Annotated in this window: 13 protein-coding genes; 2 read left to right on the forward strand and 11 right to left on the reverse strand. The window is 38.0% G+C overall.

What is annotated here, in order from left to right; translation table 11 throughout:
- Positions 1–77: 77 nt before the first annotated feature.
- Positions 78–1,034 (reverse strand): D-2-hydroxyacid dehydrogenase, encoded by a 957-nt coding sequence (locus FHY60_RS14830; RefSeq protein ID WP_139905762.1) that lies wholly within the window; start codon positions 1,032–1,034, stop codon positions 78–80.
- 149 nt (positions 1,035–1,183) lie between these two features.
- On the opposite strand from FHY60_RS14830, the gene FHY60_RS14835 reads away from it, so the two are divergent.
- On the forward strand, positions 1,184–2,005 hold the full coding sequence (locus FHY60_RS14835) for a ZIP family metal transporter (RefSeq protein WP_139905763.1): 822 nt from the start codon (positions 1,184–1,186) through the stop codon (positions 2,003–2,005).
- A 90-nt stretch (positions 2,006–2,095) separates the two neighbouring features.
- Here the strand turns inward: FHY60_RS14835 and trxB are convergent, their stop codons facing one another.
- The 6 genes from trxB to murC all read right to left on the reverse strand — a co-directional run bounded on the left by trxB (position 2,096) and on the right by murC (position 10,165).
- Positions 2,096–3,034 (reverse strand): thioredoxin-disulfide reductase, encoded by a 939-nt coding sequence (gene trxB, locus FHY60_RS14840; protein WP_139905764.1) that lies wholly within the window; start codon positions 3,032–3,034, stop codon positions 2,096–2,098.
- A 140-nt stretch (positions 3,035–3,174) separates the two neighbouring features.
- Entirely contained in the window at positions 3,175–3,405 is a 231-nt protein-coding gene (locus FHY60_RS14845; RefSeq protein WP_139905765.1) for a glutaredoxin family protein, read from the reverse strand.
- Positions 3,406–3,674: 269 nt separating this feature from the next.
- Positions 3,675–4,550 carry a radical SAM/SPASM domain-containing protein gene (locus tag FHY60_RS14850; RefSeq protein WP_139905766.1) on the reverse strand — a complete coding sequence of 292 codons (876 nt, stop codon included), beginning with the start codon at positions 4,548–4,550 and terminating at the stop codon, positions 3,675–3,677.
- A gap of 217 nt (positions 4,551–4,767) precedes the next feature.
- Positions 4,768–6,783 (reverse strand): amylo-alpha-1,6-glucosidase, encoded by a 2,016-nt coding sequence (locus FHY60_RS14855; protein ID WP_139905767.1) that lies wholly within the window; start codon positions 6,781–6,783, stop codon positions 4,768–4,770.
- A 164-nt stretch (positions 6,784–6,947) separates the two neighbouring features.
- A complete protein-coding gene (locus FHY60_RS14860) occupies positions 6,948–8,414 on the reverse strand; it encodes a UDP-N-acetylmuramoyl-L-alanyl-D-glutamate--2,6-diaminopimelate ligase (protein WP_139905768.1) in 1,467 nt (488 codons plus the stop codon).
- A 332-nt stretch (positions 8,415–8,746) separates the two neighbouring features.
- A complete protein-coding gene (murC, locus tag FHY60_RS14865) occupies positions 8,747–10,165 on the reverse strand; it encodes a UDP-N-acetylmuramate--L-alanine ligase (RefSeq protein ID WP_139905769.1) in 1,419 nt (472 codons plus the stop codon).
- A 266-nt stretch (positions 10,166–10,431) separates the two neighbouring features.
- On the opposite strand from murC, the gene FHY60_RS14870 reads away from it, so the two are divergent.
- Positions 10,432–11,556, forward strand: coding sequence for a radical SAM protein (locus tag FHY60_RS14870; protein WP_139905770.1), 1,125 nt, complete (start codon positions 10,432–10,434; stop codon positions 11,554–11,556).
- Between the two features lie 78 nt (positions 11,557–11,634).
- On the opposite strand, the gene FHY60_RS14875 is transcribed toward FHY60_RS14870, so the two are convergent.
- The 4 genes from FHY60_RS14875 to FHY60_RS14890 all read right to left on the reverse strand — a co-directional run bounded on the left by FHY60_RS14875 (position 11,635) and on the right by FHY60_RS14890 (position 17,731).
- The gene (locus tag FHY60_RS14875) at positions 11,635–12,768 is read right to left on the reverse strand and encodes a glycerate kinase family protein (protein WP_139905771.1); all 1,134 of its coding nucleotides are present in this window, start codon (positions 12,766–12,768) and stop codon (positions 11,635–11,637) included.
- Between the two features lie 40 nt (positions 12,769–12,808).
- Positions 12,809–14,059, reverse strand: coding sequence for a GntP family permease (locus FHY60_RS14880; protein WP_139905772.1), 1,251 nt, complete (start codon positions 14,057–14,059; stop codon positions 12,809–12,811).
- Positions 14,060–14,190: 131 nt separating this feature from the next.
- Complete coding sequence (locus FHY60_RS14885; protein WP_139905773.1) at positions 14,191–15,243, reverse strand: CdaR family transcriptional regulator; 1,053 nt, start codon at positions 15,241–15,243, stop codon at positions 14,191–14,193.
- Positions 15,244–15,355: 112 nt separating this feature from the next.
- A complete protein-coding gene (locus FHY60_RS14890) occupies positions 15,356–17,731 on the reverse strand; it encodes a glycoside hydrolase family 31 protein (RefSeq protein WP_139905774.1) in 2,376 nt (791 codons plus the stop codon).
- Between the last annotated feature and the right edge of the window lie 189 nt (positions 17,732–17,920).

Consider the following 17,920-nt stretch of genomic DNA (forward strand, 5'->3'; position numbering starts at 1 on the left):
TGGTATTTTAAGGATTAAAAAGCAGGGAAAAATCCTACATAATTACTCATCGCTCATTATTCATTGTAAAATCTGACCTATTTGCTTACAACGTTTGTAGGCTTACCTTCCAAAAAATTCTTTAGATTTTCAACGGCAATATTCATTAGTCTCACTCTGGCTTCCCTGGGTGCCCATGCAATATGTGGTGTTATATATATGTTCTTGGCCTTAAGCAGGGGATTATCTGCTCTTATTGGTTCCACTGACACTACATCTACTCCAGCAGCATAAATTCTTCCACTGTTTAGTGCTTCTGCTAAATCTTGCTCATTAATCAACGGTCCCCTAGAGGTGTTGATAATTATTGCACTTTTTTTCATCTTTGCTATAGTTTCTTTATTTATGATATTCTTTGTACTCTCAAACAGTGGGCAATGAAGGCTTATTATGTCTGAAGCTTGTAACAGTTCCTCTAGTTCAACATATCTCATGTTTTTATCCTCTAGTTCTGATTTTCTCCTTGGGCTGTATGCTATAACCTTCATACCAAAGGCTTGAGCAACTTTACTTACCGCCTGACCAATTCTTCCATAGCCAATGATACCCATTACCTTTCCATCCAGCTCAATTAAAGGCTTTTTCCAGAAGCAAAAGTCTGCGCTATTTTCCCACTCCCCAGCTTTAACTGCACTGTCATGCAGACCGACCTGCTGGCATATTTCAAGGATATGACCGAATACCATTTGTGCCACAGAAGCAGTGCTATAGGCGGGTACATTAGTAACCACTATGCCTCTTTCCTTTGCTGCCTCAATATCAATTACATTATAGCCGGTAGCCAATACTCCTATATATTTTACCTTTGTTTTGTCCATAGTTTCAGCGGTTATTGGGGTTTTATTTGTTATTATATATTCCGCATCTCCTATTCTCTCAATAATCTTATCATTTGGTGTTCTGTCATATATTTTTAGTTCTCCAAGCTTATTAAATCCTTCCCAAGATAAATCCCCAGGATTAAGTCCGTGTCCGTCTAAAATAACTATTTTCATTTATAATCTCCTCTCTGCTTACCTTTATAGTTTTATGAATATATTATACGCCATTTGGCTTAGTTACAAAATAGGAATAAGCCAAAACAGTAACTAACTAGGAATATCTTCATATTATGTAATTAGCCACATAGTAAGGAGGTTTTTTTATGCTTCAAAATATACAGCAGATGGGCCCAATTACTTTAGGAATTCTTGCAAGCCTAGGAGCTGGCTTGGCAACTAGTATTGGTGCTATTACTATATTCTTTACAAAGAACATATCAAAAAAGTTATTAGATATTTTGCTGGGGGCTGCAGCAGGCGTTATGCTGGCTGCCACATCTTTTAGCTTGATTGTTCCCGCCATAGAAAAGGGTGGCGGTGGTATAAAAGGCTCAACAATAGCTCTTATAGGAATCTTAATAGGAGGTATATTTTTAGATGTCATAGATAAATTTTTTCCTGATACAAACCTGTTGACTAATGCTGTGGATGATGGTGAGCCCGCCAGAGGTATGTTCAGAAGCATCAGTATCAATCCTAGACTTAGAAAAACCTGGCTCTTTGTTATAGCAATAACCGTTCATAACTTTCCTGAGGGCTTGGCGGTAGGAGTAGGTTTCGGTGACGGGGATATCGCCAATGGACTTAGCATAGCCATAGGTATCGGCCTGCAAAACCTTCCGGAGGGATTAGCAGTAGCCCTTCCCTTGCTAAGGGAAAAATATTCTAAAACTAAAGTTTGGTTAGTTACTCTCTTTACCGGCCTGGTAGAACCTATTGGCGGTATCATCGGCGTTGTTCTTGTCCAGATTTCCAAACCCTTGCTGCCTTTTGCCATGGCCTTTGCAGCCGGAGCCATGCTTTTTGTTATAAGTCATGAAATAATTCCGGAAACCCAAAATCATGAAGGACATTCCAAGCTAGCTACTTATGCCCTTTTAGTAGGCTTTGTTATTATGATGTTTTTGGATAATACCTTGGGATAATTTTAGCTTGTATCAAAAAGTAAGAAGGCTGTTGCACAATCCTTGTATTGAGCAACAGCCTCTATCATTATTTGTCATTTGACTTACTTCTTATATTCTATTCTTTTCAACTATATACTTCTCAGCTGCTAAAGCTGCTATAGTTCCATCTGCTACTGCAGTAGTTATCTGTCTGAAGACCTTATTCCTTACATCCCCTGCAGCATAAACACCTTTAATATTTGTCTGCATATTTTCATCGGTAGGAATGTATCCACCATTAATAAGTGTAATATAATCCTTAAACAATGCAGTTTTGGGTTCTGTGCCTATATAGCCGAATACTCCATCCATTGCTATCTCTTTTTCTTCTCCGGTCTTAGTATTTTTAACAATAGCTCTATTTACAAAGTCTTCGCCTTCTACATTTACAAGATCCCAATTGTACATTATCTCTATCTTAGGATTATTCTCCACTTCATGTAATGTAGCTTTTTCACCTTTAAAGTAATCATAACGTCTGATCATTATGACCTTTGATGCAAATCTGGTTAAAAATAAGGCTTCCTCTAAGGCAGAATTTCCACCACCTACAACTCCTAAAACACTGCCTTCGTACATTGCACCATCACAAACAGCACAATAATGGACTCCCTTACCGGAGAACTTTGCTTCATTTTGAATAGGAAGCTTCTTTGGAGTAGCTCCGGTAGCAATAATTAATGCTTTTGGCTTATATATATAGCTTTCAGTTTCTACTATCTTCTCATCATCGCTGAGCTTAACACTCACAACCTGATCAAAATCATCAATAACTGCGCCTAGCTCCTTAGCCTGTTCAGTCATTAAGTCTGCTAAAGCTCCACCTTCTATAGTTTTGAAGCCTGGATAGTTTTCTACGGTGTAGGTAGACCTAACCTGACCACCTAAAATCTCATTTTCCAGTAATATCATATTAAGCTTGGCTCTAGCAGCATAAATAGCAGCGGTCAAACCAGCCGGGCCTCCACCAATTATCATCAAATCTAATTCCTTTATGTCCTTGCCCATGTTACTTCTCTCCTTAACTTTGAATTTACATATTATCCTATGCTGTTTTTTGCTAAGGGATCATAGAACTTTATCTTATCATAAAGAATATTCAAAATAAAGTTAGAAAGGTTATGCACCCTCCTAACTTTATTTTGACCTTAAAGTCCAAGTAATTTATCTATTTGTGGTCTGTCAAATCCAACAACGATGTTTCCGTTAATATCTAATACAGGAACACCTCTCTGACCTGACTTTTCAATCATTTCCTTAGCAGCTGCTGGGTCCAGAGAAACATTTATATCCTCGTATGCTATACCCTTTGACTTTAAATAATCCTTTGCCTTTACACACCATGGACATGTTGTAGTGCTATAAACCTTAACGCTCATTGTTAAATACCTCCTCTATTATCTAAATATATTATTTATTATGCTTTTATTAGGATAAACATTATTCAATAATTTTTATTGTCATTTCCTGATTATATTATATACCCTCCACGGGTATTTGTCAATTGCATAATTTAGGAATTTCAACTTCTTTTTATTTCAATTAAAACTGAATAAAAATACATATCTTCATTAATCCTTATTGATGCTGATCCGATTTCACCTTATGACAATTATAGTTTCCCTAATATTTTTATAAATATCCCCTATCAGTTAAACCTTTTTCGATAACCACACCTGCGGCACAATTCCTCGCATAACTGCCTCTTAGCAAACCCCTCCAGCATTTTCCTTGCCCTGTGGCTCTTTATTATCTCGTCAAAGGGCTGTCTATGTATGTTTCCAAGGTTAATAGCACCTTCTCCGTCCAGGCAGCAGGGAACTACAGTACCGTCTACCAATATTCCGATTTGATCCCTAAGTCCATAGCAGGTGCCCTCGTTTCCGTAATCTTCTTCCTCTAAACCCGGCCACTTAAACTCATAGTCCTGATTCAAAAATACCCTATCTGCTAATTTGATGCCACGGCTATCAGTAATCTTCTCCTCAATTTTATAGGGAAGTTGGAGATATTCTTCAATAATACTCAGCAGTTCTCTATTTTTCTGTCTCTCTGCATTAGTTATATTAGATTGGTCCAGATTCCATAGTCTAAGGGCGATGATTATATTAGTTTTCTCCACTGCTTCCTTAGTGAAATCCAAGATATCCTTTAAATATTCTTCCATAGACCTGGTACCTTCATTGGCATCAAAGCTGTGTAGAGATATATTTATCTGTCTTATGGCAGGCTTCATGATTATTTTCTCCCTTATCTTTCCTATAAGGGTACCGTTAGTAGTTATATTTACCTTTAGCTTTCTTTCCTGGCATAGGTCTAAGAGGTCTGGCAAATTCGGGTGCAGCATAGGCTCACCTTTCAGGTGCAGATATACATGGTCTGTAAAAGGCTTTGCTTCGTCCAATATATGCTCAAACTCTTCTATTTTTATAAATTGCGGTTTCCGTTTCGTCTTTGGACAAAAGGTACAGGCAAGATTACATACATTAGTTATCTCTATATAAACTTTTTTAAATCTCTTCATCTTTTGGGACTCCTCACACTGTTAATTTTTAAGCCATTCTATACCATTATACCAGTTATATTTGTAAAATAGCCACCTATATAAATCTCCTTGTTTTACCATGGAAATTATATTTAAATACTGAATTTTTCGGAGGACACAGAGAGCACTGAAGGACTTTTCTTAAATCTACTATTTAAATTTTTCTTCGCATTTTTCAAGCAATAAGCATTATTACTTATTCACAATAAGGCAGCACATCTACAGTGTAAGCCCTTAATACCTCTGCCACGCTCCAGGCCTGAGTAAAGCAGCCCCTGCTGGTGGCAGAAAATTCTCCGTCAAAGATTTCCGCTATACCGTTAATACAGCCATCGGCCATATGATCTTCAAAGACTTCACACATCTCCTTGGCCTTTGCTATTGCCTCAGCAGAATATTCATTTACCTTACAATAAGCAGAGATAAAGGCGCCTATAGGATAGGCCCAGGTTGTTCCCATGTGGTAAGCACAGTCTCTGTCAAAGAGTTTGCCTATATACTGCTTTTTAAAACCGGGGTCTTTAACGCTTAAGGACCTTAAACCATAGGTAGAGTAGAGCTCCTGATACACCTTTTCCACAATCTTCTTTTCTTTTTCCTTATCCAGCATTGTAAATGGTAAGGATACAGCCCAAATCTGATTGGGTCTGATTCTTGCATCATTCTCATCAACTACATCAAATAAACAACCTTCTTCTTCATTCCAGAACTTTTCATTAAAGGACTTTTTCACTTTCACAGCCAATTCTTTATAGAAGCTGTAGTCTTTATTAAAGTGCTTTGCCAGTTCCTTCATAATGCACAAGGCATTATACCAAAGAGCATTGATTTCAACAGGCTTGCCGTGTCTTGGCGTTACAACGAAGTCTCCCACTCTAACATCCATCCAGGTTACTTGATCCAAGCCGTTTCCCGCATGGATTAGGCCATCTTCATCCATACGGATTGAAAAATCTGTACCAGTGGAGTAGGCTTTTATAATCTCCACCATTTTATCGTAGAGCTTTTCTTCAACAAAACGATAGTCTTCCTTACCTCCTGTGTACTGCAGATATTGATACACCGCATGTATATACCAGAGTGAAGCATCCACCGTATTATATCCTGGCTCAGAGCCCTTATCAGGAAATACATTTGGAACCAGTCCATTCTTTATATATTTCACAAAGGACTCCAGAATTTCTCTGGCATCATCAAATCTCTTTGTACATAATGTCAACCCTTCAAAGGCAATCATAGTATCTCTTCCCCAGTCCGTAAACCATGGAAAACCTGCCAACACAGTTTTCAGACCGGTACTATTGCGGTCAACAATAAAGTGGTCTGCTGCCTTAACCAGATTTAGGGCTAAATTATTGTTAAACCCAGACTGCCTCATCAAGGTTTCTGCCCTGTTTCTGTATTCCTCTGCAATAGTAAAACCATCTTTATCGTCCAGCTCTTCCACTGTACATTTTATATAGAACTTCTTACGTTCATAAGGCTTTAACTCTATTTGTATATCATAGGGGGTGTAATGATTATCTAAACCCAGGGAACCATTTCTGTTATCAAACTCATAATAGTGATTTTCCTCTATTAAGTAATTTGGAGTAGCCATGCTTCTAGGCCTCAGTGTTCTGCTGACATAGGTCCCTTCTGATGAATAAAAGCTGATGTTTATATCCTTTTGGGCTTTTGGTATTAACTTTAATAGATTTCTATTTAACTCCATTTCAAAACTAAGCTGGTTTCTTTCTGTAGCAGCTCCTATAGGTCTAAAATTAAACAGAGGCACTATATTTAAAACCGCAGGCCTGCTGCTGTTACTTATTTCATAGCACACTGTCACCGTATTATGCCCATACTCCATAGCTATGGTCTTCTTTATATTAATATCCTCCACCTGATATATGTACTGCGGAACTGAATCAAAAATAAATCTCTGCAAATATTCTTGACCGTTCTTTGAAAAGTTCACATACTGCTGAGAAGTGAGGTCATACTCTCTGCCTTCCACAATAACCTGCTCCTGTGTCCTTGTAAATACTGAATATCTTTCAACTGGAGGATTCATTGAGGCAATCAGATAGGCATGGAAGGACCTAAAACCTCCGCCAATTATGGTATGTCCTGAATATCCTCCTATGCCGTTACCAATCATCCATTCTCTCTCATTTCCCTCTTCAATGGTTCTCCAATTTCCTCTTCCAAACTTATAGGTAAGCTCCATATAAAGTCACTCCTAAATCTCATAGTGTTGTAATTATTATATCATATAAAATTTTGCTTCAGCTTAAAAAGAATGTTGAAAATTTTAATACTTATGTACTGCGGAGAAAGAAACTCCGCGTAATTCCGTGTCTTCCGTGATGGATTTTATTGGTAATAATACTGTCAGTTATCAATGTTCTCCTCAAAAAACTCCTTTACCACTTCAACATCATCAAAGTCCATATACATATCACCTATAATCTGATAGTCCTCATGGCCCTTGCCTGCTACTACAACTGTGTCCCCGGCTTCGGCAAGGCTTAAAGCCCTTAATATTGCCTTCCTTCTGTCTATTATTTTTTCATATTTACAACCGGTATCTATCATGCCTTTTTCAATATCTTCTATGATAGCCATAGGTTCTTCCTTCCTCGGATTGTCTGAGGTAATAATGCAATAATCAGAAAGGCTTCCCCCTATCTTTCCCATTATTGGTCTCTTCCCCTTATCCCGGTTGCCTCCACAGCCAAAGACAAGAATAACTCTCCTGGAGGTCAATTCTCTTACCGTATTAAGCACATTCTCCAGACCATCCGGGCTATGGGCATAGTCAACAATGACAGAAAAGTTTCCGGTGTTTGGAACAAACTGAAACCTGCCTTTTACAGCCTCAATGCTATTGATTCCTCTTAATATTTCCTCTATGGTAAGTCCACATTGATAACAAGCACTTATAGCAGCCAGTAAGTTATACACATTAAACTTTCCAGGCAGCTTAAAGTAGATACTATGCCTTTGATCATGATGTTTAAGAATGAACTCACTGCCTTTCATTGAACACTTGATATCTTCTGCCATAAAGTCAGCCTCTCTCTTTATTCCGTAAGTGATTACAGGACATTTAGCTTCCCTTATAAAATCCTCAGAAGCGGGATCATCCACATTTACTATACCCAGTTTACACATCTTAAACAGTTTTAGTTTTTCCTGCTTATAATTTTCCATGGTGCCGTGTTCTTCAAGATGGTCCTGGGTCAGGTTTGTGAATATCCCTATATCGAAATCACAGCCATGTACTCTATTTTGTGCCAAGGCAGAGGAGGTCACTTCCATAACTACATGAGAAGCTCCCTTTTCGGCCATTTCAGCAAAAGAAGCATGCAGCTCCAAGGGATCCGGAGTGGTGGGATTCACTTTTACAGTTTCAAGGATATGTTCTCCAATGCGGTTTTCTATGGTTCCTATTACACCCGGAGTTTTGCCTGCAGACTGAAGTATCTTTTCTATAAACCATGTAACAGAAGTTTTGCCGTTGGTACCCGTCACTCCTATGGACTTAAGCTTCTTAAAGGGGTCTCCGTAGAATACTGCTGCTGCTTCTGATAATGCTATCCTTGTATCGGCCACCTTTATAACTGTGATCTCCTTAGGAATTTTAAACAGCTTATGATCAACTACCAAGGTCGATGCCCCATCCTCTACAGCCTGCTTTGCAAAAATGTGTCTGTCCACATTCCTTCCCTTAACACATATGAATACTGAACCTGGTTTCATTCTTCTTGAATCCCAACAGATACCGCTTACCTCGGTTTCAGCATTTCCCTGCAGCACCTCATATTTAACCTTCTGTAGTAAGTCGCAAATTCTCATAAGCATAAACCTCCCTCAAAACTTCTTTTATATTATTATATTCTTAATTTATATGATAATATTGAAATCTATGTATTATTTATTCAGTTATTGGTTTATCTTAACAGATACTGTATTAACGATGAAAATCTAAAAGTGGAAGTTGGAGTAAGTTTTGATGAGAGAATCAGTGCAATTTTAGATTAAATCACTAGTAATTTAGATGGAGGATTATTCAAATTTTATAAGGGCCTATAAAAAAATGTATGGCTGCTCTCCGAAAAAGAGCCTATATATAAAATACGCGGAAGGATATCCCTCCGCGTTTGTCTTGTACTTTACCGATTCAATCCCTATCTGTTTTTTAAACGTTCAACTATTAACTTGGTGAGTTTATGAGAATTGCCTGCACCAAATACAATAATAATATCCCCTTCTTTGGCTTTTAGTGTTATTGTGTCCGCAACTTCACTGAAGTCTTCAATATAAGCAGCCTTCCCGTCATCAACTTTACTGATAAGTGAATTCATATCCACCGGCTCCAGATTTTTATTGATTTCTCTGCCAACGTAAGTCTTGGTTACTATGGCTTCATCAGCCTTATTCAGTGCACCAATAAATTCCTTTGGAAATAACTTTAGTCTTGATATTTGATGTGGTTCAACTACCGCATATATTTTTTTGTCAGGGTAAGTAGTTTTAAAGGTGTCTAAAACTGCTGCTATTGCAGTAGGATGGTGGCCATAGTCATCGAAGACCTTTATGTTATTTACTTCACCCACCAGTTCAGTTCTTCTTCCTATGCCCTTATACTGTTGAAAAACCTCTTTTAGATTTTCTAAGCTTACTCCCAATTCAATAGCGGCGCAAAGTACACCTAGAGAGTTTGAAACATTGTGGGCTCCCAGCAGACCAAGCTTAAAGCTTTCCTTAAGGTTGGGGCCAGAAACTTCAAAATATGCGCCATCTTCAGTAAAACTGTTGATTTCAGCCCTATATTCAGCGTTGAAGGGAAAATCAAATTTATCCTTTAAGTAATATCCTATGACCTTTACCCTATTCTCTTGAAGCCAGTCCTTCATTTCTGCCAGTACTTCTCTGATTCCCTGGCTTTCTTCATTTACTATAAGAGTGCCCGGATGCTTCATGTTACTGATAAATTTCTTAAAGGCTCCCTTAAAATCATTGAAGTCCTTGAAAAATTCCGGATGATCCATCTCAATGTTATTGATAATTATCAAGGATGGAGAATAGTTTAAAAAATTGCAGTTAAACTCATCTGCCTCGCATACAAAGTACTTAGATTCAGATATTCTAAAACCGCCTCCCCAAGGCCTGTATATGGTTCCGGCTTCCACTATTGGATTCAATCCTCCTGCTTCTAGGGCTAAACCTGTCAAAACAGTAGTGGTTGACTTACCGTGAGTACCTGCTACAGCAACTACAAACTTGTCCTTTTGAAGATATTTGCCCATAAATTCCTGCCAGGTCATCAATATGTTCTTATTTCTTCCTTCTATAATTTCAGGATGGTTTGGATTAATGTCAAAAACCGCAGGAGTAACTGCCAGTATGTCTACCCCCTCTAAATGGTCTGAGCTGTGGCCTATTTTTATATCAATGCCGCTCTCTTTTAAGGCATCACTGTAATAACTGGACTCACTATAATCACATCCTGACACCTGAAAGCCTGACTTTTTTGCAATTACTGCAATAGGTGCCATGCCGCTTCCGCCTATCCCCATAAAATGTACATGTAACTTTCTATCCATATCTTTACTCCTTCAGAACTTGTTAACTAAGTAATCTTATATAATTATATCATATTGCAGGTTCAGTTGTTATCAATATAGACTTCACCTAACACTTTTAAGCTGAGAATTCCCCTCTTTTTTTATATTTATCTTTTATATTGGTGGTTTTAAGGTAAATTTGGTGAAGAATCTTGAAAATCAGGCTCTTTTACTGCATACAAAATAACAGATTTGCTATATAATTAAATGAGTTATTTCATGTCTTTTTACAAGGAGGTCAACTTATGAAAATCTCAAAGAAGGATGCCTTGGCATGGTTTGAATTTTTTGCAATGTTACCGGAGGATGAGGAGCCAATGCCAAAGCAGCTAGAAATTATTTACTCTACCTTTGCCCAGATAGAGGCAGCCATAGATCACAGAAATGATAGATTAATGTCAGAAATTAATGGTTTAAAGACCTTAAAGAATAGAACCTATTTTGTAGGAAATGAAAGCAAATTTCCAAAGGGCTGCACTTCTTGTCTCTTTGGTACCGGTTTGAGTGCCATAAGAAAAACAAACAAATGCAATATAGAGTGTAAGTTCTGCTACAATTATGGAGAGTTAGATAGTCAACCTCCCATTGGGGAAGGTATATGGGAAATTGGTGGTACCAAGTTCTATGAGAAGGATATTGATTTACTCCTTTCCATACAGCAAAAACCCACCGGAGTTTCCTACGTTTACTTAGAGCCCTTCATGGAAATTGAAAAATACTATCCGGTTATAAAAAAGTTTAGTGCTGCAGGAATCCATCAGCATCTATATACAAATGGTACTTTAGCCACAGAAGAGAGCTTAAAAGCTCTAGGTGAAGCGGGTCTTGACGAACTACGTTTCAACCTGGGTGCCTCCAATTGTTCTGACAAGGTCATCAAAAATATTGTAATAGCTAAAAAATACATAAAAAAAGTGGGTATTGAAACCCCAATGACTCCGGAGTTTTTCGAGGCATTCTTTAAGAAAAAACAAGCTATCCTAGATACAAAGCTGGACTTTATCAATTGTGCAGAATTACACCTAAATGAGAATAACATACATAATTACTATGGCGAAAACATGTACATTTCAAGACATGGCTACATATCTCCTATTTGGAGCAGAGAATTATCCCTAAAGTTCATGAAAATAGCCGTAGAAGAAAATTGGGATTTAGCTGTTCATGATTGTTCAAACCACACAAAGTTTGCAAGAGGTTTAAATTTGAGCAACAAAGAGGGTAAGTGGTTCGGAGCCAGTAACTATGCCTGTGAATTTCCCAGAATTCCCTATGAAGTATTTCTGCCAATACTAAGGGATGAAAACTTCAAATTTTTAAGCGAGGAAGAATTGCCTGCGGGCTATAAAGCAGGAGAGCTGATTTTCTAGACAGTTACTTTTCTTTTTCTCAAAAATAAAAGATGCCCCTAAGGACCTACTAGGTTCATATGGCATCTTTTTTATCTTTTAATGGGCTTTTTTTAATATTCTTGCAATATTCTCTGCTGCTCTTTCTAGATTTATCTCTCCCTTTTGCAGTGCCTCTTCCAGTGATACCGCACCGGGCACTATGCCGATTATGGAGTCTATGCCATTTTCATAGAGTACTTCCACGCCATCGCCTATCCTTCCTGCAAAGGCTATAACCGGAATTCCAAATTTCTTTGCTGTCTTAGCCACGCCAAAAGGAGTTTTCCCAAATACCGTTTGGGCGTCTATACTTCCTTCTCCGGTAAACACATAGCTTGCACCTTGTAGCTTTTCTTCCAGTGCGGTGTACTTTATTACAAGATCAACACCTCTTTTAAGCTCTGCATTTAAGAATGCCATAAGGCCTCCTCCAAGTCCGCCGGCAGCTCCGGCACCTGGAATATTCTCAACATCCTTATCAAGCTGCTGCCTTATGATGTCTGCATAATGAACTAAATTTCTGTCTAATATTTCTACAATTTCAGGTGTTGCTCCCTTTTGTGGGCCAAATACATGTGAAGCTCCTGTTATTCCTGTCAATGGATTTGTGACATCACAGGCTACTTCTATGATAACCTCTTTAAGTCTTGAATCCAGATTGGTTAAATCTATCCTATGAAGCTTTCCTAAGGCCCCACCCCCAAAAGAAAGTTCTTGTCCATTTTTATCCAGTAGCTTGCCACCTAGTGCCTGAAGCATTCCTGATCCTCCATCATTGGTTGCACTTCCACCGATTCCGATAAAAATTCTTTTAACGCCCTTATCTAAAGCAGCTTTTATAAGTTCTCCTGTACCGTAAGTTGTTGTATAAAGCGGATTTCTGTCTTCCTTTTTTACAAGATGAATTCCACTGGCACTGGCCATTTCTATTACCGCTGTAATCTTATCCCCCAGAATTCCAAAGACAGCTTTTGTCCTTTTTCCTAAGGGACCTGTAACTTCAGTTTCTATTAACTCGCCCTCTGTAGCATCTACCAAGGACTGAACCGTCCCCTCGCCACCATCAGCCATTGGCACTTGTACAAATTCAGCATGGGGCATTATTTTTTTTATTCCTCTTTCCATAGCATCAGCTGCTTCTTTAGCTGTCATACTCTCTTTGAAAGAATCCGGCGCTAAAACAAATTTCATAATTTGTTCCCCCTTTTATAACTGCATGAAATGATTTTTCTTATCTTAATAAACCAAATATTATAGTTGAAACTATAGTCATAGATAATCCGATCAAGGATTCATAAGGTATAAGCTTCAATCTTTCCTTCATATCCATAAATACGCTGCCGCCGGTAGCATGGAAGAAGCTTCCGTGTGGAAGATGATCCATTACTGTTGCTCCGGTATGAATCATAGCCCCAGCTGATAATGGTTGTACACCAAGCTCTAACAATGTAGGCCCAAATACCTGGCTTCCTACTGCTGTACCGGAGGTTGTAGATGCTGTTGCTCCGGACATTAATATACCTGCTATAGGTGCTAAAGCAAAAGCAGGAAGTCCTATAGTGTTAAGTGAATTTATTATTACATCTTTCAAGGCTGAGTTTGCAATTATTCCTGAAATTGTTCCGGTTCCAAGTAACAGTATAGCTACTCCGCTCATTTTTGCGAGTCCTACCGTTGCATACTTATTAATATTTTTTATCTTACCCATAGCTAAAGCACCGATTACACCACCTACAGGAAGTGCTACCATTGGATCTATACTAATGTGGAATAATGGTCTTAAGGATAATATTATGATTGCTACCAATGGTCCAACTATTGCTGGCAAAAATCCCGGTTTTTCTTCAAAAGTTGATGAAATCTCGTTTTGTTCTACTGCAGAACCTTTTTTAGCCAGCTTCCTGGATACAATTATAGTAACTATAAGACCAACTATGGCCGGTACAATTCCTGCTGCCATAATTGAAGTTAATGGAAGCTTAAAGGCATCAGAGGCAGCTATGGCATTTGGATTTGGTGACATCATATTACCGGCCTTACCTCCACCAATCATTGCTATAAGTATACCTGTTTTTGTGAAATTAGCTCTTTTTGCTATTGCAATTGCAATTGGCGCAACGGTTATAACTGCTACATCTATAAATACTCCTACTGTTGTCAATACCAATGTAGCTAGAGAAAGAGCAATCAATGCATTGGATTCTCCAAGCTTATCTACAATAGTTTCCGCAATTTTTGCTGCTGCTCCTGTTTCAATAAGTACTCCCGCAAGGACACCGGCTGTAAGTATTCTTAGTACTGCTGGAATTATTCCTTTGGCGCCATCCATCATTAATGTAACTGTACCAGTAACGCCTGCGCCACCTACTATACCACCGACTATTCCACCAAGTATCAACCCATAAGCCGGATGAACCTTTTTAATAATTAGATAGATTGCTAATACAAGTCCCACAATTGCTCCTAATGCTGTAACCTGCATATTCCTTTTCCCCCTCTTTTTATCTTTTAGTAAGTAAAATTAATTTATGAATTTATTATAATAGGTTTAGTAAACATTTTCACCGGTTGCAGGTTTAATGTTTTGCCACATATTTTTGTGCAGATGCACAATTACTTTAATTTATACAATATACATGCTATAAAAAGTTCCATCAATTCTACAAAATTTCTCGGGTCTTTTCCGGTAATTTCCTGAATCTTTTTTAACCTATAGTTTAAGCTGTTTCTATGAATATGCAGTTCAGCCGCCGTGCTGTTTACCTCTCCATTTAACATAATATATGTAATTAGTGTATCAATTAAATCTAAGCCCTTTGATTCTTCATTAATCTTTTCCACCAGACTATAAAAGCTATCTTTTTTTATAGTCTTTACTATGGAGTCAATAAAGGCCAATTCACTATAATTACATATCTTCTTCTTCATTCCCAGCTTTTCTGTAATGCCAATAGCCTTTATGGCCTGTTGAACAGACTTGGACATAATCTCCTGCTTGCTGCCCACTCCCACTTTAGTTATGTTATACAGGCTTTCACAAAGAGTTATGATCCTTTTGTTAAGCTTATTATCAGCTTTCATAAAGATTAGAACCCTTCCGAGATTTATCCTCACTACGTATTCTTCTGGGTATAAATACTTCTTGAGTTTATCAACTATGTTTTTTTCACCGTTATTTATGACTACAGCAGTTCTATTTATATTTAAGTCTATGTGTAAGGCTTCAGCCATATGTAAGAAGTTCTCATCGTAATCCTTGCTATAGGCCCATTGATATAAAAACTCTTCCTTTACTCTTTCTCTTGTCCTTCTCTCATTGAAGGCATATTCTTGGTTTATGAGCAGCTCCGCAGTAACTTTTACAATCGATGCAAAAGCCTCCACAGTACTGGGATCGCCGCTTATGCCTATAACCCCCATAATTTCATTGTTAAAATATATAGGAACATTGACACCTGGCTTTGCCCCTCCTGCAATCTTATGAACAGCTATGAGTTTCTCTTCTCTGATTGCCTTTACAGCCCCTTGATGAAGCTGTCCTATTCTGCTTTTATCCCCGCTGCCAATTATGATGCCATCAGCATTCATAATATTTACGTTATAGGGGATTACCTCCATCATCTTATCCACAATATTTTGAGCTAAATGCTCTGTAAGCTTGATCATATGTTTTGCTCCTTATTTTAAGATTTAGATTGGTATATTCTATATGATAACCAAAATTTATATTAAGATAAAGCAAAAAGAGGGAGTTACCTTCTCCCTCTTATAGTCAGTGCTATTTTATTTTTATATTGTGTTCTCCCTTTAGAGATACTACAAAATCAATACCGCCTTCACTCTTATCAAAATCAACCTTAACCCCATCAACCACTATCTCTGATGGTTCTACATTGTTGATATGCAGTTTTAAGCCTTCATATTTCTTGTTAAAACCATCATTTTTAGTAGATACTGAGATGCTAAGCTCATTATTGTTTTCTAGTAGGAATTCAAATAAATTATACTTTCCATCCCTATATTCAAAGCTCTCTCCATCATCTTGATAGTGCAGATAGGAGGAACTTTCTCCCTTAACCGGTGGATAAATATCCAATGTTAGTTCTTTAACCTCTATTTCTCCAACATAATTTTGAGGTGGGTAGTTCGGTATAACTGAACCAGCCTTAATATATATAGGACAAACATCCAGCGGAGCTTCCTTAATTATATGCTGCCCCCCTTGGAACTCTTCCTTAGTCCAATAATCTACCCAGTTGTCTCCTTCAGGCAGATACACCGTTCTAACCTTTCTTCCCTGCTCAACTATCGGCGCCACCAATATATTATCTCCGCACAGGAATTCATCGTTTATTTCATAGGTGTTACCATCTTCTTGATAGTTCAGCAGCAGTGGCCTGATTACAGGAAGTCCGGTGTTCTCCACCTGCCACATTATATCATATATATACGGTAACAGCTTATATCTAAGCTTTATATACTTCCTATTGATTTCTTCTGTCTTTTCATCAAAGGCCCAAGGCTCCTGATCTCTTGTGTTCATTGCGGAGTGATTTCTAAACAGTGGAGTAAAGGCTCCTACCTGCACCCATCTGCTTAAGAGCTCCGGTGTACAATCGTGTCCAAAGCCACCTACATCAGTACCGCAGAAGGCCATACCGCTTAAGCCTAAGTTCATAAGCATGGGCAATGACATTCTAAGATGCTCCCAAAGGCTCTGATTATCTCCGGTCCATACGGTGGAATACTTTTGTGTTCCAGCATAGCAGGCTCTTGTTATAACAAAGGGTCTTTTGCCGGTATACTTCTTTATACCCTCATAGGTGGCCTTTGACATATAGTGTCCATAGACATTGTGTATTTCCTTATGCTGCGCCTCGATACCATCATTATTGAACATTACATCCATAGGCAGCGGTCCATTGAAGCTGGCGGGCTCGTTCATGTCATTCCATATGCCGGAAACACCGTAATCCATCATTATCTTTTGATTATCCGCCCACCAATTTCTTACCTTCTCATTGGCGAAGTCCGGATAAACGGAATCTCCAGGCCACACTCTGTTTACATAGGTTACTCCATCTTTATCTGTGGCATAATAGCCCTTTTCAAGACCCTCATCATATATTTTATAACCCTTATCCTTTTTAACACCTGGGTCAATTATAGTAACAGCCTTAAAGCCTTTTTCCTTTAATTTTGCCAAGAAATCTTTGGGATTTGGGAACCTGTTTTTATCCCAGGTAAATACTCTGTAGCCATCCATGTAATCTATGTCAAAGTGTATAACGTCACAGGGAATATCTCTTTTTCTGAAATTATCTGCAAGCTCCCACACACTTTCCTCAGGACTATAGGACCATCTGGACTGGTGATATCCCAAGGCCCAAAGCTGAGGCAGGGGAGCTCTTCCGGTAAGCTTTGTATAGCCTCCCACTACTTCTTTTACACTTGGTCCATAGATAAAGTAATAGTCCAAGTTTCCATCCACTGATGAGAAGTAGTAATAATTCTGATTTTCTTTTCCCATATCAAAATGGGTTTCAAAGGTATTATCAAAGAAAATACCAAAGGCCTTTTTATCCTTCATAGCTATGAAAAAGGGAATCGATTTATAAAGTGCTTCATATGATTCCACATGAGGACTTGGATCATCCGTATTCCACATCTTGTAATGGTAGCCTTTTTTATTTAGATGACCTGTCTTTTCTCCAAAGCCATAGAAGAACATATCCTCTTCCATCTTCTTTACAATGGTTACCTCTGCTCCTTGTTCCTGAGCTGTCTTATGCCCTTCTTCTTCCGCTAATTTAAAGTCTCCGGTTCTTCTTGGGGCCGGCTTTCTATCTCCCCTATAATCCTCACAGATTACCCTGCCCATCTCATCATATATATCAACCTTAAACTCATCAAAAATCCTAACCTGAAGCCTTTCTGTAGTAATTAATATAGAGTTCTTCTCCTCTTTAGCATCAAAGCTGCATGGTTCAACTTCCAAGTTTTCTACGGCTTTTGATACACGCTGTTCTCTATGCAGCGGTACAAAAAAGTTAATTATGTACGGATTAATAACTTCTACCGTTGCCATGATATTTTCATATTGGATGAATACTTTATTATCTGCTTTATTATAAGACTTAATATTTCCGAACATTTTATCACCTCACCTTTATTTAAATCAAATTCTAAACTATTGGTTTTATTAAGACAACAACTAATTTTAGATAATTTAAAACTATTTTTGGACATTGTCCTAGAAAATACTCAATATATTTCTAATAGCAACTGATAATAATTATTATTAAACTTCATTATTTGCACATATTATTGTATTATAATAGTA

This window comes from Clostridium thermarum, from assembly GCF_006351925.1.
GTDB classification, from domain to species: Bacteria; Bacillota; Clostridia; order Clostridiales; family Clostridiaceae; genus Clostridium_AU; species Clostridium_AU thermarum.